The organism is Parabacteroides caeci, from assembly GCF_023656795.1.
Classification (GTDB): domain Bacteria; phylum Bacteroidota; class Bacteroidia; order Bacteroidales; family Tannerellaceae; genus Parabacteroides; species Parabacteroides segnis.
Genome location: NZ_JAMOKT010000005.1, coordinates 145925 through 172162, shown reverse-complemented (window position 1 = coordinate 172162; position 26238 = coordinate 145925). Strand labels below are relative to the sequence as shown.

Annotated in this window: 13 protein-coding genes; 1 reads left to right on the top strand and 12 read right to left on the bottom strand. The window is 41.6% G+C overall.

Features of this window, described 5'->3' with window-relative positions; translation table 11 throughout:
• The 12 genes from NBH15_RS04305 to NBH15_RS04250 all read right to left on the bottom strand — a co-directional run.
• On the bottom strand, window positions 1-319 hold a 319-nt coding region (locus NBH15_RS04305; protein WP_250822078.1), incomplete at its 3' end, for a hypothetical protein.
• Window positions 320-347: 28 nt separating this feature from the next.
• Window positions 348-2687, bottom strand: a complete 2340-nt coding sequence (locus NBH15_RS04300; protein WP_250822077.1) for an ABC transporter permease — start codon at window positions 2685-2687, stop codon at window positions 348-350.
• Window positions 2688-2698: 11 nt separating this feature from the next.
• Window positions 2699-5104: an FtsX-like permease family protein gene (locus NBH15_RS04295; protein ID WP_250822076.1), complete on the bottom strand. Its 2406-nt coding sequence runs from the start codon at window positions 5102-5104 to the stop codon at window positions 2699-2701.
• Between the two features lie 12 nt (window positions 5105-5116).
• Window positions 5117-7513, bottom strand: coding sequence for an ABC transporter permease (locus NBH15_RS04290; RefSeq protein WP_250822075.1), 2397 nt, complete (start codon window positions 7511-7513; stop codon window positions 5117-5119).
• 145 nt (window positions 7514-7658) lie between these two features.
• Window positions 7659-9530, bottom strand: a complete 1872-nt coding sequence (locus NBH15_RS29325) for an ABC transporter permease (protein ID WP_250822074.1) — start codon at window positions 9528-9530, stop codon at window positions 7659-7661.
• The gene (locus tag NBH15_RS04280) at window positions 9478-10035 is read right to left on the bottom strand and encodes an ABC transporter permease (protein WP_233566828.1); all 558 of its coding nucleotides are present in this window, start codon (window positions 10033-10035) and stop codon (window positions 9478-9480) included. The genes NBH15_RS29325 and NBH15_RS04280 overlap by 53 nt, the downstream gene beginning before the upstream one ends.
• Before the next feature lie 67 nt (window positions 10036-10102).
• Window positions 10103-11155 carry a BF3164 family lipoprotein gene (locus tag NBH15_RS04275; protein WP_128133281.1) on the bottom strand — a complete coding sequence of 351 codons (1053 nt, stop codon included), beginning with the start codon at window positions 11153-11155 and terminating at the stop codon, window positions 10103-10105.
• Between the two features lie 16 nt (window positions 11156-11171).
• Window positions 11172-13559 (bottom strand): ABC transporter permease, encoded by a 2388-nt coding sequence (locus NBH15_RS04270; protein ID WP_128133280.1) that lies wholly within the window; start codon window positions 13557-13559, stop codon window positions 11172-11174.
• Window positions 13560-13565: 6 nt separating this feature from the next.
• Window positions 13566-15884: an ABC transporter permease gene (locus tag NBH15_RS04265; RefSeq protein WP_244050294.1), complete on the bottom strand. Its 2319-nt coding sequence runs from the start codon at window positions 15882-15884 to the stop codon at window positions 13566-13568.
• Between the two features lie 7 nt (window positions 15885-15891).
• Window positions 15892-18204, bottom strand: coding sequence for an ABC transporter permease (locus tag NBH15_RS04260; RefSeq protein WP_250822073.1), 2313 nt, complete (start codon window positions 18202-18204; stop codon window positions 15892-15894).
• Window positions 18205-18221: 17 nt separating this feature from the next.
• Entirely contained in the window at window positions 18222-20636 is a 2415-nt protein-coding gene (locus NBH15_RS04255) for an ABC transporter permease (protein WP_128133278.1), read from the bottom strand.
• A gap of 27 nt (window positions 20637-20663) precedes the next feature.
• On the bottom strand, window positions 20664-22991 hold the full coding sequence (locus tag NBH15_RS04250) for an ABC transporter permease (protein ID WP_250822072.1): 2328 nt from the start codon (window positions 22989-22991) through the stop codon (window positions 20664-20666).
• Window positions 22992-23241: 250 nt separating this feature from the next.
• Between NBH15_RS04250 and NBH15_RS04245 the strand changes: the two genes are divergently transcribed.
• Complete coding sequence (locus NBH15_RS04245; protein ID WP_250822071.1) at window positions 23242-26118, top strand: TolB family protein; 2877 nt, start codon at window positions 23242-23244, stop codon at window positions 26116-26118.
• Window positions 26119-26238: the final 120 nt, after the last annotated feature.

Genomic DNA, 26238 nt, shown 5'->3' with positions numbered 1-26238 from the left:
CTTTGCCAAAGGCCACCATTTCTTCGTAAAAGTCAGCCCGAAGGCGTTCCTGAGCTAAATCCTTCTTGAGAGAGGCGATCTCACCCAGTAACTTTTTGTAATCTTCCTCTGTTACCTCTTTGCCTTGTTTCTTCATCATTGCTGCTTTTTGGGGGTTATCAACCTCAAAGATAGTTAATGCACGGTAAACTCGAGAACGACTTATACCCAGTTTTTCTACTATCGCGGCGACTTCCAGGCCTTCTACTACACGAAGGCGATAAATCTCATGACACATCAGATGATGCTCTCTCTCTTGATAATAATTCTTCTTTTTCATTGTTGATTCTTTAAAGAGTCAACCTTATTTACAAAAAGACAGCCTTGATAACGTCTGCCGGATTGATACGGGCCGTTCGTAGTATCTTAATTAGGATAACGACGGCTGTAAAGATCGTAATGACAAAGAAGATGCCGAACCAGAATAACGGATTGTTGTAGTTGAAACGGATAATCCAGTTTTTAAGCATTTCATCCGTGATCATCCACATAAGAGGGAAAACAAACAATGTCGCGATCAGTAGCAACCCAAGGTAGAACTTCATGAACAGGTACGATATGTTTTTCAATGACGCTCCATTGATTTTGCGGATAGCAACTTCTTTCTGCCTACGTTCCGTGTCTTGCGAAATAGCTGCGTAAATACCTAACAAAGTTATTATCAGACAAACTGTAGCAAAAAAAGTAAACACATTGCGGAGCATACGTTCTGTCGTTTGTATTCGGGTACATTCATCTTTTAAAGTATGTATTTCCGGCTGTATGCTTTCCGGGAGAAATTCTTTGACTGTTTGTTTAAGATAAGCTTTTCCTTCTTTTTCTTTTTCTGGCTGGAAGCGTACATAACAATTCCCTTGCTTTTGTAACAATCCGATTGCCAGAGAAGCAAAATGCTCAGATCCGTCAACGAAACGGATTAAAGAACTGGTGACTCCATTGATTTTGTATTCTTTGGGAGCATTATTTATCCGGACAATTTTATTTACCGGATTCTCTTTGATCGCATTCATGAATGTTTCGTTGATCAACAGGCTTTGTTCGTCGAGGAGTAATGAACCTGCAATCGGTTTGAGATGAAGAAAAGAACCGACATTGGCCGAAGCATACAGAATACCTCCAAATGTTTGTTTCTCTCCGTTTTCCCATATATAACTATTTATTCGGGTATTGGGTAATTTATCATGAACTTCAAGTATATCTTCTATCATACTATTTGCTTTCCATTTGGAAAGTAATATCGGATAGGTTGATTCCATATATTGGTAGTCGGTACGGACGAAAAATATTCTTTCTTTTTCATCGTTATTGAGTGAGCTGAATAGCTGTTGTTCTCCGGTTTGGGTTTGAAAAGTTGCTATTGCTGCCCCGGAAAGAAAGAAGAGGGCAATAAAATATTGAATGCCTAATAAGGTATTCCTAACACGGTGTCGGGAGAAGCGGATACCTTCTATCAGGGATATTCGGTCTAATCGGATACAAGCGATTCCGCAGATGATGGCGGACAGAATAATACAGCCTAATAGATATTCAACTATTTGACCGGACAGTGACAAGCTATCGAAATCTACTTTTATCCGGAAGAAAGAAAACTGAAATCCGGGTGTTAATAACTCGACAAGGCATAATGCGAATATTGTGGTAAAGAACAATGATAAACAAGATTCTGTGAAAAGTAGAAAAAATAGGTGTTTTTTGTCTTCCCCTATGCCTTTCCGGATACTGAACTCTTTTGTCCGGTTATAAAAATTACCAGTTATAAAAGAAAAGTAATTCAGTAGTGATGATAGAAAGATTAACAGGCCGATTAAAAAGATGAAGCCATAAAATAGTGTGTACCCTGTATTTTTATATTTAGTATGTCCTAGCTGGAAAGCTCTGACTGGCGAAGGATTTTTATCGAAAAGTAAAATCCTCAGGTTTAAATCGCGTAGCTGTTTATCCAGATCATCTGGTTTGAAATTCGGAAGGGTGAGAGCATACGTATTGCATCCTGTTCTTTCTTTGATTTGTTGTTCCAGAAATCCATCGAGAACGGATAGGGTCAGCGCTTCTATGGGCTCGTAAGGACTGATGCTGTTGTTGGCGGGGAAATCTTCAAATATCCCGCCAATGGTATATGCTTTCTGATCTTGTCCGATCACTTTTTTACCGATAGGGTTTTCGTCTCCGTATATTTTTTTTGCCGCTGATTGGCTTAACAAGAGAGTGTTCGGCTGTTTATTGATAGCAGAGATATCCCCGCATACCAAATGTCTGTCAAATACAGTAATGAAATTTGTGTCTGTTTCCATTACATATAGTTGATAAGGGAGCGTTTTACTTTCTGATATTTCGAAAGATAAGTTTTCCGGATTATTATAGGTTGCTCTTGTGATACATTCGATTATTGGAAATTGTTTGTTCTGGATATCTACTCCTAAAAATGCGGGAGTTCCAGATACAAGATGACCATCATCCTGTACCAATACGATTTCTGCGATCTGCTTTTTATTATTAAACTCATTGTCTTCATTCATCCAATAGCGTAATAGGTAAGTACATAGTGCAAAGCAGAACAGACCCACTGCAAGACCAGTGACAGAGATCAATGTTTGCCCTTTATTTTTTAGCAGGTTGCGCAAGGCAACTGTCAGATAGTGTTGTATCATGTTTCTCTTTTTTATTCACTTTTTACCGATTCCGCCGGATTTGCCAGTGCTGCTTCTTTTATCTGACGGAAGATGGAAAGGAGGACAATTATACAGGTAATGAAAAAGACGGCGATGAAAGGCCATATCGTCAGGTGGATGTGGTTGGCATATGTTTCCAGCCAGCGATTCATCAGGATATAGCCTATCGGTAAGGCAAACAGGTTGCTGATCACGACTAATATCAGGTATTCCCTGAAGAATAATTGCAGGATATGGTAAAAAGTCGCACCGTTCACTTTGCGGATGGCAATCTCTTTTTTACGTTGTTGGGCGGAGAGGCTGACCAGGGAGTAAATACCGAAAGTGGAGATCAGGATACAAAGGATTGCAATAATACTGAATACACTGAAAATGACTTTTTCCGGCTGGTTGAACTTATCCACTAAATCCGTTAGTGGAGTACATAAACTAGTGTCTGTCACTCCGCTTACGTTGAACTTTTTTGCTACCTGCCTGATATGTTCGGTTACTTCTTTTTTATGGCCTGGAAGATAACGGACATAGAAGTATTGAACAGGCGTATAATTCTTTGCATCTTTATCGGTATAAAGACGGAAAAAGATACTTAATACAGGAAATTGCATAGGAGCATAAATGTAATCGTTTATTATGCCCGATACTTTTTGGGTAGTTGCCGAATATTGTTTTTCATCATATCTGTAAATGCTTCTTTCCAATAAGTCTTTATAACCCAACTGACGGTAACCGGTTTCATTGACGAGATAAGAACCCGGATTACTCTCGTCCAGCCATTTTCCTTCTTTCAGGCCGATATGGAACAGTGAAAAAAATTCTTTACTGACCAGCATCAGATTATCTTCCCGGAACGGATCAGTTTCGGCCGGATCAAATGATAAATGTATAATTTCTGTTCCATACCAGTCTCCTTGTTCCGTAAATACCGGAGAGTTTACAGCTGTGTAGCAGACTTCTTGTATATAAGGATGATTTCGTAACTCCGGTTCGAGAACTCTCAGGTCATTCTCGTATGCATTTTCGTATCCCATATCCATCTGAAGCACATTTTCATACTCTACACCTTTATCTTTGTTCAGAATAAAATGCAATTGCATGAAAAGAATAATAGATGTAATGAAGAACAGCGATCCGATAAATATCTGACCGGCTATTAATCCTCTTTTCAGAGAAACGGACTGAGTGCCAGGGCTGCAAAGTATCCTGCGGATCGGCAGATAAGTAATTATCCAGAATAATAGCGTACTGGCGAGGATTGCTGTTATCGCATTAAACACTAATGCCGATTGGTCGATATGGCGGGATACGCCTTCGTACATTCCGTAACGATTCCAGGTGGTGTAACTGTCATAATAGGGATAAATGACTTCAATCAGGCAGAATGCCAATAAATAAGCGATGAACATGGGGAGGAATAATTCCGTCCAGCCTTTTTGCATCATCTCTTTGGTAGAAGCCCCGATACAAAGGTATGTCCTGTTTTTATTCTTTTTCCGTTGTTGCTGTCCGATAAAAAGGACCAGCAGGTTCATAAGGGCACTCATAAAGGCCATTAAACCGGCGAGCGCCAGGATATGAATGTTCCGTATCCTGTTATCCAGTTCCGGATGGCAATATAAATGAACTTCCGAAGGAGTCCGCAGGTTTATTTTCCATTGGTCTACATGCTCGTCTCCATAAGGATCATCAGCATGGCTTTTATAAGCTGCCAGTTTTTCTTTTACTTTTTTGATATTACAATCCCGGTGTAAACGTACATATGTTTTATTTCGGTTTACGTGTGTCATCGGTTTTACCTGATCGATTAAAAGGAATTCGAAGATAAAGTCTGAATTATCCGGATAATCTTTGATCACTCCGACTATGGTAGGGCGATACTGCCCTGTTAAATCAAAGACTTTCCCGATGCAATCGGTCGTTCCGAAAAATCTCATAGCCGTGCTTTGGGTGAGAACAACCGATTGGCCGTCGAGGACAGTCCCTTTGTATGTCCCGGCGACAAAGTCGGAACGGAACATTTCGAAAAAGGAATGATCGCAGACAAGCCCGTAAATATATTTGCTGCTATTATTTTCTTTTATCGTGAAATTGCAGTTTGCGAATTTGCATACTTGTTCGATCTCAGGCAATAGTTTTGTTAGTTCGGCCAGATCGTTCATATGTAACTGGTCCAGGTCGGCATCCGCTCCGGTTGCTTTTTTCACCAGTCCGGTGGTGGTCAGGCAATAAAGCCGGTCGCCGTTCGGATGAAAGTTATCGAAGTGTGTTTCCCACCACAGCCAGTAACCGCCCAGGATAAAGGCCGTGAAGCCGATTGCCAGTCCGATAATGCTGACCAGTGATTGGGTTTTATATTTGGCAAATTCCCTGAAAGTGACTTTTAAATAATGACGTATCATAAGATTAATTTTTTATTCGCTTTTTATGACTTCGGCCGGATTCGTTTCAGACGCTTTCAGTGTCTGGTAAAGGACGGTACAGATAATCAAAGCGCTTGTTGCTAACAATACTATGGCATACATCCATAAACCGATACTGATGCGATAAGGATATTGTTCCAGCCATCCGTGCATAAACAACCAGGCTAGTGGAAGGGCAACCGCATTGGCAATGACTACGATTGTCAGATATTCTTTGAAGAACATGCTGATAATTGTTTTCGACGAGGCACCCATCACCTTACGTACGGCTACTTCTTTCCGACGTTGTGCAATGTTGCTGGATGAAACGGAATAGATTCCGAAGATCGAGATCAAAGTACAGAGTATGGCCAGCAGGGAGAAGAGTTGCAGGCTGGCATCCTCCGATTTGTTCAACTGGTTGAAAATAGTTGTCATTGTCTGTATGTTAGGTACGGTGTCTCCTTCTTTCTTGTGTTTTTCAAAAACCTTACGTATTTCTTTTATGGCGGCCTGTTCATTTTCAGGCTTTACACGAGCGTAATAGTAGTAACTGTTCCATTTACTTCCGTCGAGTGTGATAACCATCGGGTGTATAGGATTGCGCAAGCTGGCAGATTGGAAGTTTTTAACGATACCGACAATTTCAAACTCTTTCCGTCCACGGGTTCCATCACCATGGACAGAACCATCCCATACACTGATCTTTTTCCCGATAGGATTGTCCATACCCATGATCCGGGCGGCTTCTTCATTGATGACTGCTGTCTTGCTTGGCATGTGCCACTGTTCCGGATCCGAGTCGCTATCGTTTATAAAACGACCTTTTAATAAGCTTATTTTGAATGCATCCAGGAATTTACTGCCTACTCCGATTACTTGGAAATTCGGGTTAAAATTGTCCGGTTTTCCTTCCCAGTGTACTTCATTTTGCGTATGAGGTTCGTGGGTGATGGAGAAGACACTGCATTCAACAAACTCATCGATTATAGGAAGAGTTGCCAGTTCGTGGGTGATTCCTTCACGGTCACGATAATCCATTGTGAGATGAATCAACCCCTCTTTCTGGAATCCTAGGTCTTTATGTTTCATTAATGAAATCTGTCGGAGCATGATGAAGGTGCTCATCAGGAAGAATACGCAAATGCCGAGTTGAATAGTCATGCTGACTTTGCGGAACGAACCCTTCCGGTTAGCAGAAATACCTCCGGACAACATCAGTGAAGATGTTCGTATGAAACGCAGTAATAAGGGGAATGAGACAACTATCAATACCCCCCAACTGACTAAAGTGATTATAATCAAACTCGTATAAAAATCAGGGTCGGCTATCTTCGTATCGAAGGTTTTACAGAACAGCGAAGAAGTGAGTTCCAGCAGACAAAAGGCTAGGACAAAGGCTATACTGGTTTGTAATGTGAGTTCGGTCAATAGCTGTATGATCAGCTCCCGTTTACCGGCACCGATCGAATTTCGGAGCCTTATCTCTTTTATGCGCTGGTAGATACGGTTTAGAAGGAGATTGATGAAATTGAAGAATACGCACAGTAATAGCAAAATGGTTGTTATGGCAAAAGTACGGATATAGGATAAGTTGAACGATAGCTCGCTTCCAAAAGTATGCCGCATGTCTGTTAACGGAATCATCTTTACCGCAAGCGTATTCAGGTAGTTGTTTTTCTCCAGATAGGTTTGCAACTTCTTTTTGAATATATTTGCACTGACATTGTCTTCCAATAGCAGATAAATTTCGTTATCCAACTGACTCCATTGTCTATCTTCCGGTATCCTGTCCGTCATTCTGGTGGTAAACTCGTCTAATTCGAATACATCCTGTTGGAATGCGGAATTAGCAGGCGCATCTTCTACAACCGCCACGATGGTGAGTGTTTCCCTGTAGCCGTTTTTCATCACTTTCCCGATCGCTTCCTCCGGGCTTTTGAAATATTTGAGGGCGAAAGACTTGGTTATGACAATTTCATCCGATGAATGCAATAGTTCTGTTTGTCGACCACTGAGAACTTTCCGGGGGAAAAGGGTAAAGAAGTTTTTGTCGATAAATATTTCTTTCGGGTCTTCCAGTATCTGATCGTTATATCTAAAAGTAGAGCCGAAATTATTGTATACCATTGCTGTTTCTTTTATCTCCGGGAAATCCTGTTTAAGTTTGCGGGCCAGGACGAGTGGTAATTTCCGCTCTTTTTTTCCGGTTTGTTTGTTGATGCCGTAAAGTGTGTACATTTGTTTGGACTTCGGATAAAAACCGTCGTACGAGGTTTCGTATTCCAGCCATTTCATCCCGTAGGTGAAACAGACGAGTCCGATAGCCAGTCCGATAACGCTGATAAATGTTTGCAATTTGTATTTGATAAAATTGCGTGAGGCGATAGTGATGTAGTGTTGTATCATGATTCTCTTTTAATAGTAATTTGTTTTGATCTTAATACAAAATATGTGCCAATGTTATAATGTTATGATAACTAACGATTTGTAATTCGTTGTTTTTCTTTGGGTAAGTGCGTATACGCACAGTAATTGTTCGTATATGCACTTTTTATTCAGATTTTATCGATACTGCCGGATTCGCTTTTGCTGCTTTTAAGGTTTGGTAAAGTACGGTGCAAATGATCAGTATGCTTGTGAACAATAGGATGGTTAAATACATCCAGGCACTGATATTGATCCGGTATGGATATTGTTCCAGCCATCCGCGCATGAATAACCAGGCTAAAGGCAAAGCGATCAAATTGGCTACTATTACAATAGATACATATTCGCGAATAAACATGCCGATAATCGTTCGGGAGGATGCCCCCGTCACTTTCCGGATAGCTACTTCTTTCCGCCGTTGGGTGATATTGCTGGAGGATACGGAGTATAGTCCGAAGACCGAGATGAGTGTGCAAAGTATCGCCAGCAGTGAGAAAAGTTGCAGGCTGGCATTTTCCGACCGGCTTAACTCTTTTAATACATCGTTGACCGTCGTTATTTCCGGTTGCTGGTCATACGGGAAAGTATGTTTTTTGTAAACGTTCCGGATCGCTTTGATGGCGGTTTGTTCATCCCCCGGATTTACTTTGACATAGTAAAAGTAACTACGCCACTGGGAAGGATTTAATATAATGACAACAGGGAGAATCGGATTTCTCAGGCTGGTGGACTGGAAATTCTTTACTAAGCCGACTATTTCTACGTCCTGTTGTTCGTTGTTCCAAAAGCTGATCTTTTTCCCGATCGGATCATGATATCCCATGATGCGTGCAGCCTCTTCGTTAATAAGTGCTTTGGAACCTACCAACCGTCTTCTTTTTCCTTTGGCCAGATCTGTGTCTTCAAGCTCCCGTCCTTTTAATAAAGGTATCTGGAATACGGACCGGAAGTTTTTACTGACTTCCAGCATATGAAAATTCACTTTAGTATCCGGGCTTTTTTCTTCCCACTCTACTTCTGTTAATGAATAAGGTTCGTGCATGATAGAGAAAAATGATGCAACCACCAGTTCTTTTACGATGGGAAGGGATGCGATCTCACGTGCGGTACCTTCTCTGTCATCATTCAGCATGGTAATCTGTATCAAGCCTTCTTTTTCGAATCCTAGATTTTTGTTTTTCATCAGAGAGGTTTGTTTGAGCAGGATGAAAGCGCACATCAGGAAAAATACGCAGATACCCAGTTGGATTGTCATTGCTATTTTGCGGAATCCGCTTTTCCGGTGAGGTGCAACACCACCGGATACCAGTAGTTGAGAGGTTCGGATAAACCGGAATGATATAGGAAGCGAGATCGAAAGAGTGATTATCCAGCTGAATAATGAGATTTTGATCATGTCGACATACAACTCTTTACTATCAATTGTCGTATGGAAAATATGCTTGAACAGGGGAAATGTAATTTCCATTAAACTCCAAGCAAATAAAGTAGCTATAAATATCATCAATGAATATTCCAGTAATAGCTGGCTGATCATTTCTTTTTTACAGGCTCCGATAGCGTTGCGCAGTTTCATTTCTTTGATTCGTATATAGGTCCGGTTGATTTGCAGATTGATAAAGTTGAAAAAGACGCATAGAAGCAATAATAATCCGGTTATAGCAAAAGTTTGGATATAAGTAAGATTAAAGGACAATTCGCTGCCGAATGTATGCCGGACGGCTGTGACGGGTATCAGCTTCAAAAAGATGGTCTCATTGTATTTGTGGATAGAGGTGTAGTCTGTTATCTTTTTTTCGAATGCGTCGATATGTGTGTGTTTATCCAGCAACAGATATATTTTAGCATTCAGATACATCCACTGGTTTGCCTCCGGTATCTCTTGTTCTGCTTTTCGTGCGTGTCGATCCAGTTCGAAGGCATCTCCTTTAAACTGGGAATTATCAGGTGTATCTTCCAACACGGAAACAATCCTGATATTTTTTTTCGTAAGCACTGCTTATTATTTTATCCAGTGCTTTTTCGGGAGTGCCAAACAGTTTAACGGCAAAAGAACGGGTTATTGCGATATCGCTTAATGATTGTAAGATATTGTCTTTTCTCCCACAAATTACTTTTCGGGGGAAGAAAGAGAAGAAATTTTCGTCGATAAATACTTCATCGGGATTCGATATACGTTTCTCGTTGTAGGAAAAATCAGATGCAAAATTCCCGTATATTTGTGTCGTTTCTATTACTTCCGGGAAATCCTGTTTTAATCTTCTTGCCAATATCAGGGGTAGTTCTTCCGTTTTCTTGCCGGTCTGTTTGTCTACCCCGTAAAGCATGTATATCTGTTTGGATTGCGGATAGAAGCCATCGTATGAGGTTTCATATTTCAGCCAGTTGATGCCGTATGCAAAACATACCAATCCGATAGCCAGACCGGCAATGCTGATGACGGTCTGCAATTTGTATTTGAAGAAATTACGTATGGCTATGATAAGATAGTGTTGCAACATGCTTGGTGAATGTTTATCAGTTATTTATTTCGTTATTCGCTTTTTATGACTTCGACCGGATGCAGAGTCAGATTTTGTTCTTTAAGCTGTATTTAATAACATCTCTGCCTCCTTGCCCGTTGGGAGACAAAGCTAATAAATACTCGCCGGATTTCTCTGTGGCTATTTTCCGTAAATTGCGGTCTGCTTGTAATACGGCTTGTTGTTTGCCGTCCCAGTCGAATACGTAAATAACCGAATTACCGGTAAAGTTTGTCGATCCGTCGAACAGACAGAATACATATTGTTCTGAACTGCAAATGTCGATGAAACATTTCTTGCTCTGCTCTGCATCCAAGTATTTATTGGAAATGTCGGGAACCGGTATGGTATAATAATCAGCAAAAGAAACCGATGCAGTCATATCACAATTCATATCGTAGAAGTTGACACAGTCGATAAATCGCAGGGCGGCAACGATCACTCCTTTTTCCTCGTTGAGCGTCAGGTCGCTGGCATACCCCTTTTGAAGGACTGTTGCCGGTATCGGAACCGTGATCTGAGGATAACCCGGAACAGCATATTGTCCGTTTGTTTTATTGGACGAAAAGAATACCTGTGGTTTGCGGGGATTGAACTGAACGGCATATAATTCCTTGGAAGTGATACAACAGTTCGTGCAAGCGTCTTCCAAGCCATAATCGGACATAGACTCCAATTCAGCAGAAAGAGCCGGAGATGTTTGATCCAGATCCATACGTTTCAATTTACGTGAATCGTTGTCCCAGACAGATACCTTGTTTTTATTATTCTTGTTGATATAATCATATTTAGTAAAAGACGGATAGGCGATTATAAAAGTATCTTTTTCTCTTTCTCCTATTCCGTGAAGCGATAAATCTTTTTTACTTCTTATTTGCAGAAGCGTGTCGCTATAATAGTCCATAAACGCGTAGTAATCGTTGGTAATCGCTACATCGTAATAGTTATGTATCCCTTGTCCGGCGAAAATAACTTCGCCGGATAGTTTGCTTGTAATATCCGTAGTCGCTTTATACGTTTTTACACTGTCTTTGCTGTTAGGGGTGGAACAGGCAAAGAATACGGAGAGACTGGTGAGTAGACATAGTAACTGTTTCATATTTGTCATGTATTTATTATTCGGAACGTATGATTTCTACCGGGTTTGTACGAGCGGCCTTTCGTATTTGCCAGATCAGAGTGAGAAATGAAATACCTCCGGTCAAAAGGATCGCGATGGCAAAAATCCACCAGGCAATATGGGCTTTGTAGGCAAAATCGACCATATATAAAGTGATGGCCAGCCAAGATAAAGGCAAACCGACCAGACAGGCTATTCCATATAATTGACTGTATTTGATAAATAACATTTGCCATATGGCTTTGGTCGTTGCTCCGTTTATTTTCCGAATCGATATCTCATGAAACCGTTGTTGTATATCGAATAGGGATAAACTAAACAAGCCCATAGCAGAAATCAATATGGCTATAATCGCGAAAAGGGAGGCGACACTGACCAATTGCTTATCCTCCTTGTAAATAGACAACACTTCATCTTTCAAAAATGTATAAGGGAGTTCATTTCCACATGACTCGTTGTATATTTTTCGAAGAAAGTCGATTGCTTCCTGTTTTTTATCCGGAACGATACAGACTAATAGACCGGATGAAAAGCCTTCTTTATAATAAAAGAAAATCATCGGTTCATAGCCTTTAGACAAATGTTGTGTACACATATCTTTAATAACTCCGATAACTTGATACCTGGGAGCCGGTTGCTCTTTCGTTTGCGGACTGTAAACAAGCAGGCGGTCCAGAATGACTGGTGTTTCATCGATATCTGTAATACCCAGTTCTCTTTTTGCCGATTCATTGATAACAATCGAAAGATCCATATCATTATCGATGGAGTCATTCCATAGCCGTCCTTCAATCGCCTTTATCCCCAGAATACGGAAGGAATTTTGATTGCTTACTTGGGTTCCTATACTTGTCCATTCTTTTCCCGGAATATGTGCCCAGCAATTTTGCCCTAAACGACTGATCGGGCCGGGAGAATAGCTGTGCAGCTTGATGAGCGAGGGAGTATTTTTCAGGTTTCTGTCCAGTTGTCGAACAATCAGATTGTATTTATTCCACATGCTCATATCGCTTCCCCGTGGCCCTTCTATTGGTGAGATTTTGATAATATTATCTGTTTCATATCCAAGATCGGTATTCAGCATAAAGTTTAACTGATGGATAGAATAGATAGATACGATGGTTAAAGCTAGTGTGATAATATATTGTAAACAAAGGAATACTTTTCTGGATATAGTAGATTCTCCGCCTCTCCCGATCTTTTTTAAAGAAGTTACCGGAGAAGAATAATTATATTGGAAGAAGGGGTATATGGCCGTGATAAAAGGCAACAGGAATAGAATCCCTACAGAAAGGCTGGCGTCAAATAAAAAATGCGAAGGAATTCGGATCATTAGAAAAGTATTGACCAGCAACGTCCCTGTTTCTATGAATACCCATGCCAGAAATAAAGCTACGAGAGTCATACATAAGTTTTCAGTATACAATTGAACGGCCATTTGCCGGGTATTTGCTCCGAATACTTTTTTCATACCGAATTCACGTGCCCGTTTCTGGATCAACACAGTGTAGACATTGATAAAATTGAATAATCCTACCAGCATGATCAATACGGCAATTGCTATTAGGATAAGTACGTGTGTATAATTCCCTACCAATCGTTTATCCAGGTATGTGACTACCTGTTGATCGAAATATAGCTTCTGTAAAGGGTAAAAGCAGATGCGCAGGCGGTTGGTGAAATTGGACATTTTACGGAATGCTTCGTATTCCTTGTTGACGGAGGCTGCAGAATGGCCTTTATGTAATTTGACAAGGGAATGGGGCATTGAATATTTTCTGTAGTTGGCCGATTCATTCGATATCAGTAGGTCGAAAGGCATGGAAAATCGGGTATTCGGTTTACCCATGACGGCAACGACAGTTACAATCTTTCCCATCGAGGTAGTGATTTGTTGACCGATCGGATCTTCCTTCCCGAATACTAATCGGGATAGGTCTTCCGAGATTATTGCGTCTTGCGGATTCTCTAATAATTTATTCCGGGACGTTTTTAGTATGGGGATCGGTACTATTTTCAGATAATTCGTGTCTGCGGCTAAAGAGGCAACATTGTACAGTTTGTTATCGACTGTAATCTGATCTTTGTCACTCGGGAATAGCGTAGATACAATTTCTACAGCCGGGTCTTCCAATGGGCTTGGGGTATATCCATATTCAGGTAACAGACCGTAGAGTCTTTTCTGGTGGGTTACTTCATCCTCCATCACTGTATAGCAAACCCTGTCTACTTCCGGAATAAAATGATCGGTAGTCATTTCTCCGTAGACATACCGGAATATCAATATACAACAGGCCAGGCTGAGTGCCAGACCCAGTATGTTGATTACCGTATAAAGCCGGAATCGGAGGAGGGTTCGTATAGCTAACAGGATGATTTTCATTTTTATTTATTCTGATTTAACGACTACCGCCGGATTTTGATTGGCTGCTTTCCAGATCTTCCAGCCGACGCTAGCTATGATAATAAGTTCGGTTACAATAAATAATAGAGGGTAGATCCATATATTTATTACTGTTTGTTTTACGTAACTCTCCAGCCAGTATCTCATTGCGAGATAGCTGACAGGGAATGCTATGGCTGTACTTATTGCGACAAGGAAAAGATATTCATTGAAGAATTTTTTCAGAATGCTTTTGGTTGTCGCTCCGTTGACTTTCCGTATGGCTATTTCTTTTTTACGCTGTTCGCAAGTCAAGGTAACGAGGGAAAAGACACCGAATATTGAGATAATAATGCAAACAGCAGAGGTGAAATGAAGCATCTTTAATAGCGCATCTTCCGATTTAAGGTACTTGTCGTACTCTTCTGTCGCATTGTAGATATATGTATATGTTCCTTTCATCTCTTTCTTAACGCTTTCCAAATGCTTTTTTATTGTTGTCCAACTTCCTTCTTTGTATTTGAAAATAATATCTTGGGGAGAATTATAAAATAGTTGTTTGTATTTCTCCGGAGACAAATATAATGTCGGATTGACTGGTGTCGTAGGAGATGCATTATAAGTATCTTTGATCAGTCCTTTTACTTGATATACGTCTTTAGGTTGAATAATACTTTTGCCTATGGGATCGTTCCATCCGAATGCTTTAGCTGCTGCTTCATTGATCAGTACTTGACCGGACAGATCGGAATCGTGGATCATCTCGCCTTTAAGTAAGGTGAGGTTATAAAATTGGGCAAGCGATTTCGTGCCGCAAACGACTTCCAGACTGATTGGCTGATCATTTTCCTTTTTATCGCTCCAATCTTCAATATGATAAGAAATCCGGCTTCGGTAAGGTAATAGGCTGCCATGTTCTGTCAGTATATCCGTTACTTCGGGCATTTGAGTCAGTGTCTGTTTATATTTTTCTGAATAAGGATAAATGGAGATGGAAGCGATATTTTTTCTTTCGATACCAATATCTGTATTTCTTAAATAGTGGAGTTGTTTAACCATGATGATGGAGCAGAAAATGATTCCGATGCTAATGATCAGTTGGAAGATAATACACACTTTGCGAAACATATTATTCCCCTGTCCTTTGGTAGCCCTTTTGATGGAAGATTGTAATGTTTTATGGTGGAAATAGCTAAGAACAATTAATATTAATGTATAGGAACAGAGTATGATAACTCCAATATAAACTAATGCTTCTGTAAATACGAGTGTTTTATTGGAATGAATCTCCGAGAGTTCCTTGAAAGATGGATACACAAGTTCGATTAGTACCATTCCAACCAGAAGTGCAATAAAGAACAATGTGAAAAATTCGGTAGATAAGAGTGCCAGTAATCCTTTAAAAGAGGCTCCGCATATTTGTCGTAAAGCGAGTTCCCTGTTTCTCATGTGTATTCGGGAAACAAACAATGTCAGGAAATTGAATAAGGTGCAAAGAATAACCAGTCCACCGGCTAATGAAAACAAGAGGATGTGATTGAATTTTATTTCTGTTTTAGTTTGCGGATGATCATAGCGTAAAGACGTCAGAGGTGTTACTACCAGTGGTGCTAATTTTATATCATCTTGTTTTATCTCCATTTTGTCCATTTTTTCCGAAAACTTATTAAAGTCGGTTTTGGGATATAATTTGATGTATGTCTCATGTGAGAAGTAGGTCCATTGCTTTTTATCGCTATCACTACAAACGAGTCCGAATGGAATATTACTGTGTTCTGACCAACCCTTTACAATAGCACAAATCTTCCTTTTTTCTTTATCGGCACCGAACTCTATTTCTTTCCCTATAGGATTTTCATTACCAAAAAGTTTCTTAGCTAATGCTTCTGTGATAGCCAGTTCTTCATTATAAGGAATGAGAAAATTAGTATTGCCTGATATGATCTTTATATCGAAGAAATGCATAACAGTAGAATCTGCTTTTAGTATCCTTGTTTCATAAGGTGTACCGTTTAATGCAATGTCGTTTGTCCATGAAGTCGTAGCGCAGGCAATCTCTATTTCAGGGCATGTTTGTTTTAAATATGCAGCTAAAGGTCTAGGAGTATTGCTCATTCCGGATTCGTCAAGAATACTTTTTTGCCGCACCAGATAAATCCGGTCGGCATCTTTGTGAAATGAGTCATAAGTCATTTCATAATGGATCCATAGACTTCCCAGGGCAAAGCAGGTGAACCCGATTGCCAGGCCGAAGATGCTGATAAACGATTGTGACCGGTATTTCAGCAAATTGCGTATTGCTATTTTGAGATAATGTTTTAACATACCTGTTTTATTCCGATTTAATAACTTCTGCCGGGTTCTGATTGGCTGCTCTCCATATTCTCCAACCTGTACATAAAGTGATGAGTGCTGCTAATACCAGTCCTATTGCCGGATAAATCCAGAAGTCTATCCGGGTCTGAAGTACATAACTTTCCACCCACGGTTTCATGATGAGGTAACCGGTCGGGAAAGCAATGGCAGAGGCGACCAGTAACAAAAGCATATATTTCAATAGGAAAGACTGCATGATATGAGGTGTTACTGCACCGTTCACTTTCCGGATGGCAATCTCTTTGCGGCGTTTCTCACAGTCGAGGGTGACGAGTGAGAAGACTCCGAACAGGGAGATCAATACACAGACCAGCGTCACGAAATCCAGCATCATCAGCAAAGCGTTTTCCGATTTCAGGAATTTCCCGTATTCTTCTTCCATATTATTGATCCGGCAATTTCTGACGTCCGGATTTAGCTTTCTCACTAATGCGTCCAGCCGTTGTTTGCAGTTAGTCCAGGTCCCTTCCTGATATTTGAACAGGATGGAACTGTCGTTAAATTCGGTTTTTTTCTTGAATACCATAAAGCCAGGCTTGCATGGTACTGTCGGAGGTGCAATATAGAAATCTTTAATGACACCGGAGATTATCCAGGGATTGTCGCCTCCGATTGTTTTCCCGACCGGGTGATCCATATTCAACTCTTTGATTCCGGCTTGGTTGATTAATATATGATCGCTGTTCCCATCGGCAGGGATCTCTCCTTCAAGAAGTTGGAATTCATAAAATTTGAAGTATGCCTGGTTACAGTCGAACATCTCTAAGCTGACGGAAGCAGTGGAATCCTGGCGTCCATCCCATCTGTCTATTGTACTATAAGAACGGGCATAGCGGGGGAAGATGGCTGAAATGCTATCGGGAAATATTTCGGTTATAAATGGGACTTTCGCCATTTCTTCTCTTAATCCGTCGATGGACGGATATGTATTAATACAGGCCCGGTTTGTCCGTTCGAATCCAAAGTCAGCCTGGTTCAGATGGTGGATTTGTTTCATCAGGATTACCGAGCAGAAGATAAAGCAGATACTGATCACGAATTGTGCTACCATGCTGACTTTCTGGAATATGTTTTTGCTTTTGCTTCCGGTTGAACCTTTTAGCATGGCATTCAGTGTCTTTTGCCTGAAATAATAGATCGGGTATAAGGATAATAAGAAAGAAAGGGAGGCTACGATTGCGGCATATTTAATGGCAGCCAGGTAGATATCCATATTATCCAGTTTTATTTCTGATAACTCCCTGAATGTCGGCAATGCTAGTTCTATCAGGATTAAGCCGGTGAATAAAGCGAGCAATAAGGTGATCGAATATTCGACTCCAAATAAAACCATCTGGTTTTTATCTGACGATCCGCAAACTTTCCGTAAGGCAATTTCGCGGCTACGCATCCGGATCCGTGTAATAAATAGAGTCAGATAATTGAATAAGGCACATAATATGACCAATCCGCCTGCCGAGGCAAACAGGAGGATATGTTCGTATTTGACTGTTACCACCCGATTGGGACGGTCATAGCGCATGGAGGTAATAGGTGTCAGTACGATCTTATCGACAGAAAATGTTGGGTCGGGCTTCGTCTTATATTCATCGAGCTTTTTTCTGAATGCCTGAATATCGGTACCTTCCCGCAGTCTGATAAATGTTTGCCAGGCAGAGGCATTCCATTCTTTTCCGAAACTGTTTGATTCAAGAAAATCGAACGGCAGATTACTATGCGTATCCCAGGGCTTAACGACTGCACAGATGACCTTATCTCCATAGATATCGATTTCTTTTCCGATAGGATCTTCTGCGCCGAACAATTGTTTGGCAAACCGGTCGGTGATAGCCAGTTTATTATTATTCTGAAGCATAAAATCCCGACTACCGCTGATTAGCTGAAAATCGAACATGTTTACTGTCGCAGAATCGACTCCGATCTTAAATGAAGTATATTCTTTTCCTTTATATTTGAATGCCATCCCCCAGGCTTGCATATTGCAGGCATCTTCCACTTCTGGAAATGTCGCTTTCAGGAAACCGGCTAACGGATAAGGCGTAATTTCCGATATGCCGCTGCTGGACATATATGATTCAACGCGTACCAGATAAATCCGGTCGGCCCCCTTATGGAAAGTGTCGTAAGTCTGTTCGTATCGTATCCACAAGGTAGACAGTGCAAAACAAGTAAAGCCGATAGCCAGTCCGATAATACTGATAATGGATTGTGATTTGTACTTTCTCAGATTACGGAATGCGAGTTTGATATAGTGTCTTAATAGGTTCATGATATTAATTGTTTTGTTTATTCGGATTTAATGACTTCTGCCGGATTGATCCGGGATATTTTCCAAAGTTGCCATATAATAGTGAAAGCAACTATGATCGCCATGACTAAAAATAAGATGATGAACGGCCATATACTTATGGAAATATGATTCATGTAATTTTGTAACCATCTGTTCAACAGCAATACTAATATCGGAAAAGCAATAGCAGCCGAAAGTGCCAGCTGTATCAGATTACTTTTGCAGAATATGGATAGAATGGTTCCGGAGGTAGCTCCGTTTATTTTGCGTATGGCCACCTCTTTTTTTCTCCGCTCTGTCGATAAAGTTACGGATGCATAAATACCCAGCAAACTGATAAGTATGCAAATAACGGAGAAGATAGAGGTCATCCGGAAGATTTTCTGTTCTTCATCCAACCGCCTTGTAACATCTTCTTTCATGCTGTGGATGTAAATGGGAGTGGCTGGATTTACATAGTGGGATAACGTTGTCTTTATCATCTTAGAAAACTCTTTCTGGTATTCCGGTTTTACTTTTACGATACAGGTCATATTGATATTGTTTTCAGGGAAAGGTAAATAAATACAAGGTAAAACCGGACGAGTATTCATCTCAAACTGGTTGTTGATAATATCGGGCACAATCCCAACAACCTGATAGTTTGTCATTCCATTTCTCCAGTAATCAATGCCTATTTGCATACCGATCGGGTTTCTGCCCAGCGATTTTGCAAAAGATTCATTCACAACAGCCTTGTCTGTTTCTGTTATTGTATATAGACGTCCATCCTTTGTTTTTTGATTGATTAAATCAAAGTAGTTGGCATCTGTATAAATATGGGTAAGCGTCTCTTTGGCTTCTCGTTCGCTGATTCCTTCCCAAGTGAAACGGCCTTCTCCCAGATGCCAGGCACCGGAAAGTCCCATTCCGCTACGGCAGATTGTTTCAACCTGTGGGTTCTGTTCTAGTTTTCTTATAACTTCCGGTCGAACGGGATATAGCTTGTCTCCGTTCAGAGAAACTTCGATAATAGAAGCTTTGTCTGCTTCAGTCAGTCCGAAGGTTAATTGATATTCCATAAGATTACTTTGTTCTTTTACGAACCAGGTTGTTCCCAGAAATAGAAAACAGATAATTAATTGTACGGAGATGAATGCATTACGCAAGAGACTGTTCTGCCGTATTGTTTGGTTACTGAACAAGCTTTGTCTGACTGATATTTTTCTGATTTTATAGATCACAAGCAGACAAAGAATGGCTATTCCCACTAATCCTATCAGACTATATTGAATTAAGAGCAGGAAGATATACGTCGGATCTAATGTAAAATATAGATTGAAACTGTTAACGTAAGGCATCACTAACTCTGCGAGTATGAAGCTCAACTGGCAAGCTGTAATAAAAGCCATCGCTGCTTCCGTGAACAGGAGTTTAAACAAAGACGTTCCGGAGGCTCCGTTTACTTGCCGGATACCACATTCTTTGATCCGGTTGGCAATACGGCCGATGATAAAGATGACATAATTGAATAAAGCGGTCAACAGGACAAGCAGACCGATAATAAAGAAGAATGTATTTATATGCTGGAATTCACTTTTAGGATAAAGCTCTGCCCGTTTTGCCAACGGTTGTAGTTGAATAGCAAGTTCTGCTGTCTCATTTTTCCATCTTGGGAACTTGAGTGTATAGTTTTTGAGCTTTTCATTTAGTTGTTTGAGGTTTATTCCTTCTTTTAGTTTGACATAAGTACAAAAGCCTTGATAATTCATAGGGGAGTTTGGATTGCATATATCATCGTTGGTCGTATTTAACTCAATGCCGCTAAATCTTTCCAAAGAACTTTGCTTGGGGAAATTTTCTATTACTCCCTGAACTGTAAAAGTTTCTTTCTTATCGTCGAAATCATTGATGTCGGTAAAAGATTTTCCTACAACATCAATGGTACCGAATAGTTTATAAGCAGTCTTCTCGGTTAATAAAATAGCATTAGGTGTCTGACTGAACTTCCTTATATCTCCGTTTATTACATGAATATGGAAGAAATCCAGAAAATTATCGTTTGCGAATAAGAAGGTTTCCTGAAAATAGTTGACAATGCTATCTGTTGTTTTTACTTCACATAATTTATCTGTGTAGCCTCCCATTTGACTATAGGAAACGGTCGATTCTATTTCTGGGAAATCTTTGGCTAAAGCATCAGCCGCATAATTTTCATAACATTCTTTGGGGCCTGTTTCTGATTGTGAATAAAGGATACAGATTCTTTCTATATCCTTGATGTTTTTGTCCCAGTTCAGGGAAACCCTCAAAGCATAGGAACAAAATGCAAAACAGGTAACGCCAACAGCTAATCCGACGATACTGATTAGTGATTGATGCTTGTTCTTTAGCAGATTACGAATTGCTATTGTTAGGTAGTGCTTTAACATTTTGTTTGTTCTTATATTAATATATTCCTATTCGGATTTAATGACTTCTGCCGGATTCCTGCCTGCGGCTTTCCATATGCGCCAACTTATGCACAAGGTAATAATAAATATGAGACAGATCAAAAGAACCGGATAAATCCAGGCGCTTATCTCTGTTTGTATCACATAATTCTCCAGCCAGGGCTTCATGATGAGGTAACCGACAGGCAAGGCGATGCATGCTGCCAAGCAAAGCAGCAACATGTATTCCTTAAAGAACATGCGTATAATCATTCGGGCAGTAGCACCATTTACTTTGCGGACGGCTATTTCTCTCCGGCGTTGTTCGCAGTTGAGGGTTACCAGGGAGAAAATACCGAACACAGAGATGAGGATGCAGACTACCGTAACGAAGTCGAGCAACTTGATCAGGGCATTTTCCGATTGGAGGAATTTGTTATACTCTTCTTCGGCACTGTCTAATCTGTAGAAGGTAAACTCCGGGTGCTTTTCTTTGATCAATGCGTCGATCCGTCGTTTGCATTCCGGCCATTGTCCTTCATGAAATTTGAAAAGCAGCACTCCGCTGGAACTGATCGAATAATAGTATTCCTGAACGGTGAACACAATCGGTTTCACCGGTATAGTAGGCGATTCTTTACAGAAGTCGCGTATAACACCGATAACCTGTAAACGGGTTGAATCGAACTTTTGGAAATATTTGCCGATCGGGTCCCGCCATCCGAACTCCCGGACTGCTGCTTCGTTGATCATCACTTTGTCCTTTTGATCGTCGTCCTTTAGCATTTTACCACTCAGAAGTTTCAGGTTATAGTAATTGCATATTTGTTCGCCACTGGGAATAAGTTCCAAGCGTATTTCATTTGCTGATGCCGGTTTTTCATCCCATTCCTTCGTTGTCATATATTGTTTTCCTGTGAAAGGAATGAAAGCATTATGATTGCCCGGAAGAATTGTTGTAATCATAGGTATTTGTTTCAGTTCTTCCCGCAGACTGGCTTCGGACGATTTGGTACTGAATACGAGAGATGCCCTTCCGGCCCGTTCCACGACACGGTCGGAATGTGAAAGGAAGTGTATCTGTTTAATCATTACGACCGTACAGAAGATAAATCCGATACTGATGATAAACTGGAATACCAGGAAGAACTTCTGGAAATAATTCTTTCCGTTCCCTTTCTCCGTCCCCTTGATTGCAGCGTTCAACGACTGGCGGCGGAAATATTGGATCGGGAATAAAGAGATAAAGAATGACAGTACTGCCACAAAAAGCGAATAAAAGATAGCTTCCAGGTAGATTCCGTTGGTGGCCGTATGGATTTCGGATAATTCCCGGAAAGTCGGTAATACCAGTTCGATCAGCAACATGCCGATGAAAATGGCGGCCAGCAAGGTCAGTAAATACTCTATGGAGAATAAACCCATCAGATGCTGGTCTGAGGAGCCGCACACTTTACGTAAGGCAATCTCTTTTCCGCGCATTCGTATCCGGCTGACGAACAATGTCAGATAGTTGAACAGCGAACAGAGGATAACCAGGCCGCCCGATAATGCAAACAGCAGGATATGATTGAATTTAACGGTCGCTTCCTCTATCGGATGATCGTAACGCAGCCGGGTGATCGGGGTCAATACAAAATGTTCCAGTAGCGTATGATCCTGTTTAATCGTATGTTCATATAGCTTTTTACTGAAAGCCTTGATGTCTGTTCCTTCCCTAACTTTGATATAAGTAGACCAGTTGAAAGCGCCCCAATATGCATATTGATGATTGGCTTCTATTATATCGAAGGGGATATTGGTATGTGTTCCCCATGATTGGACGACTGCACAGACCGGTCTTTTCTCATTATAAATCATCAATTCTTTTCCGATCGGATTCTCTTTACCGAATAGTTTTTCGGCAAGTTCTTCGGTGATGGCTATTTCTTTATTATCAGGTAACAGGAAATTGGTGTTTCCGCTTATCAACCGGACCGGAAATGTTTTCATCAGGGCGGAGTCCATATCTATTATACTGGATTGATGGGTAATTCCCTCATATTTGAATTCAGAATCGCCACCCCGTGTATTGCCGGCCTGTTCTATCTCAGGAAATGTCTCTTGCAGGTAAGCCGCCAGCGGGGAGGGGGTGACTGTCGATAAACCGTTTTTGCTGTTTTTGTCTTCGTTCCTGACAAGGAAGATACGTTCGGCTCCTTCACGGAAGTTGTCGTAAGTCATTTCATATCGTATCCATAATGTTGCCAGGGCAAAACAGGTAAATCCCATTGCCAGGCCGATGATGCTGACAATCGATTGTGTTTTGTATTTTAATAGGTTGCGTATAGCAATCAGTAAGTAATGTTTTAACATGGTTTCAATTGTAATTGTACATTGAAAAATACAAAAGATGTGCCAAATAGATAACTGCTTGGTGGATATGTTGTTATCGGCTGTATGGTGTTGGGGTCTGTGTGTGTATCCGCACGAATTACGTTCGTTTGCGCACGGTGCTGTGCGGATGGTACGGAATAATTAACGTATTCTTCCTTCTACTTTGCCGTAGAAAATGTAAAGCGGATTGGTTATATTTTATAGTTTTGCGGTTTATAACTCTATAAGTATGCAGATACCCGTATCACGATATATCTTTTTAGTGGCGATTTCTCTGTTTGTTAGTCTTCATATGCAGGCTCAGTTTCTGGATTACGGCTCCGATCCGGCACGGTTCAAATGGAACATTGTCAAGTTGCCCCATTATAACCTGGTGTATCCGCAGGGTAATGATTCGATGGCTTATAACTACGCCCTTTATCTGGAAAATGCTTATCCACATTTGCAGAAGACGATCGGGACAGGGATGCAGAAGAAATTTCCGGTGATTCTCCATCCGGCCAATATGTCGTCCAACGGATTGGTATCGTGGGCGCCGCGCCGTATGGAACTGATCACGACGCCTTCCTCCAAACTCGATGGGGTGAGCTGGGACAAACATCTGGTGCTGCACGAGTCGCGGCATGTCCTCCAGATAAGCAAGGTGATGCGTGGCTGGTTCAAACCTTTATATTATATAATCGGTGAGCAGGCGGCGGGTGTTGCTGCCTTTTTCATGCCGAGCTGGTTCCTGGAAGGCGATGCAGTGGGAACCGAGACTTCCATGTCAAACGGCGGTAGAGGGCGGTTGCCGGAATTCAGTATGCCTTACCGTGCCCAGATGCTGGGAGAAGGAAAGAATTACTCGTTCGATAAATGGTATCTAGGTTCTTATAATGATTATACGGGCGATTATTATGCATTGGGTTATAACCTGACTTCTTTTGCCCGCCACCGTTTCGGGGCGGATATATGGGATAAGACGACCACCCGGTATGTGAACCGCTTCTTTGCGATTCCGATGTTCAGCAATGCCTTTAAACATAATGCCGGGATAAGTATTGACGGACTGTATAATGAGACGTTCGACTTTTTGCGCGACGAATGGAGGAAGATGGACACTGCCGCTGTTATTCCTGATTATCTTTCGCCGAAACCCGGAAAATATACTTCTTACCGTTATCCGCAGGCTGTGAACGACTCGACGGTTATTGCCGTTAAATCAGGTTTGCAGGATATCAATTCGCTGGTTTCGGTAACGAACGGAAAGGAAAAGCGATTGTGTTATCTCGGAACGATCAACAGCCGTTTGAACCTGGCCGGCAACAAGGTGTACTGGACAGAGATTGTTCCGGGCCTGCGTTGGACACATGAAAATTATTCCGTTATAAAACAATATGATTTAGAAACGGGAAAGGTGACGATACTTACTCCCCGCGGGCGTTATCTGGCTCCGGCTATCGACAAGGACAACCGGACGGCAGCCGTTTCCCGTTTTACGGTAAGCGGTGAAAACCAGTTGGTGCTGGTCGACCTGGCAACGGGAAAGGAACAGCGTTATTTTACTGTTCCGGATAATGCCTTCATCAAAGAGCTAACTTACGATGATAATGGAATGATTACTGCCGTAGCCGTAACCGCTACCGGCATAAGTCTGCTGCAACTGGATACGCAGACCGGTGCATGGAGTGAATTGCTGGCAACCACTTCCGTAAATATTACCGCCCCGCTTTGGAGCAACGGCAAACTGTTTTTTGAATCGGGAGCCAACGGAACCAATAATATCTATTATCTGAATCCGTCGGATACGGCCACTTACCGGTTGACATCTGCCCGTTTCGGGGCTTTCGATCCGACTTTTACTCCCGGTAAAGACAAACTGCTTTATTCGGATTACCAGGCAGACGGGTATCGTATCGGTTCTTTGGCGGTGGATAGCCTGGAAGCGGAAAAGGCGGACTTGGGTGATCCTTATCATTCTCCGCTGGTTACTTCGCTGGTTGAACAGGAGCAGTTCAATCTGGATTCAGCCAAACTGACTCCTGTCGAGTTTAATCCGCGGCCTTACCGCAAAGGAGCGCATACGTTTAAGTTGCATAGTTGGGCCCCCTTCTATTATGATGTGGCGGAAGCGATGAATACGGGGGCTGACGATCTGAGTACGATCGTGAAACCGGGTGTTATGGTCCTTTCGCAAAACACGTTGAACACGGCTATCATGCAGGCAGGATGGTATTATCGTAAGGGTGAACATCATGGCAAATTATCATTTACCTATAAAGGTTGGTTTCCGGTCATCGATATCGCTGCCGATTATGGCGGTAAAGCATTCGATGTGACCTGGGTGACCAACGACAAGGATAAGGAAGTGGCACAGGCGGCAACCGTAAGACGCACCTTGCTGGAGGCTGAGGCGCGTGTCTACCTTCCTTTCAATCTTACCCGCAACCATTATATCCGGGGAATACAACTGGCGGTTGCCTATTATTTTACCAACGACAGGTATCAGCAATATGAAAGCCGTACATACAGCAATTTCCAGTATATCCTGCCGGAAGTATTGTTTTACAGTTACCGCCGGAAAGCCCAGCGTGATATCCTGCCCCGCTGGGGATATCAGTTGCGGTTGCAGTATCTCCAGTCTCCTTTCAATAAGGAAAACTACGGAAGCCTGTATGCCGGACGCCTGACGACTTATTGGCCGGGTATCCTGCGTAATCACGGATTGATGTTGCGTATGGGATACCAATACCAGAGTGTGGACAATAAAACCTTGTATTTGCCCAAACATTTAATAGATAAGCCTCGCGGATATAATTTCATGTATCAGACCCGTCAGCAGATAGCCTTTAAGGCTGATTATGCTTTTTCAGTCTTTTCACCGGATCTCAGCCTCGGGCAACTGGCTTATATCCGCCGCCTGCGGGCCAACCTATTCTACGACCTGAACCGTAACCAGGCTGCCAAAGGCCGTGACTGGACAACACAAAGTTCATTCGGTACCGACCTGATTTTCGACTGGAATGTCTTCCGGATGAGTTTCCCGCTGACAACCGGCGTACGGTTGATACAACCGATCGATTATGGCAAGTTCCAGGTCGAGGCACTGTTTTCTATCACATTTTAGGAAATTAATAAGTGCTCATCTATCCGGTCTGTGTCATCAATGTACCATAGCGAAGTGATGTTATGGCCTATATCTGACAAGGAGTGAAACAATGGCTATCACCAACAAAAGTTTTCTAGT

Bases quoted from the DNA above. Each gene is read 5' to 3' on its own strand.
- NBH15_RS04300 (WP_250822077.1), bottom strand. From the start codon at position 2,687: ATGATACAACACTATCTGACAGTTGCCTTGCGCAACCTGCTAAAAAAT.
- NBH15_RS04295 (WP_250822076.1), bottom strand. From the start codon at position 5,104: ATGATACGTCATTATTTAAAAGTCACTTTCAGGGAATTTGCCAAATAT.
- NBH15_RS04290 (WP_250822075.1), bottom strand. From the start codon at position 7,513: ATGATACAACACTACATCACTATCGCCTCACGCAATTTTATCAAATAC.
- NBH15_RS04280 (WP_233566828.1), bottom strand. From the start codon at position 10,035: ATGTTGCAACACTATCTTATCATAGCCATACGTAATTTCTTCAAATAC.
- NBH15_RS04275 (WP_128133281.1), bottom strand. From the start codon at position 11,155: ATGAAACAGTTACTATGTCTACTCACCAGTCTCTCCGTATTCTTTGCC.
- NBH15_RS04270 (WP_128133280.1), bottom strand. From the start codon at position 13,559: ATGAAAATCATCCTGTTAGCTATACGAACCCTCCTCCGATTCCGGCTT.
- NBH15_RS04265 (WP_244050294.1), bottom strand. From the start codon at position 15,884: ATGTTAAAACATTATCTCAAAATAGCAATACGCAATTTGCTGAAATAC.
- NBH15_RS04260 (WP_250822073.1), bottom strand. From the start codon at position 18,204: ATGAACCTATTAAGACACTATATCAAACTCGCATTCCGTAATCTGAGA.
- NBH15_RS04255 (WP_128133278.1), bottom strand. From the start codon at position 20,636: ATGTTAAAGCACTACCTAACAATAGCAATTCGTAATCTGCTAAAGAAC.
- NBH15_RS04250 (WP_250822072.1), bottom strand. From the start codon at position 22,991: ATGTTAAAACATTACTTACTGATTGCTATACGCAACCTATTAAAATAC.
- NBH15_RS04245 (WP_250822071.1), top strand. From the start codon at position 23,242: ATGCAGATACCCGTATCACGATATATCTTTTTAGTGGCGATTTCTCTG.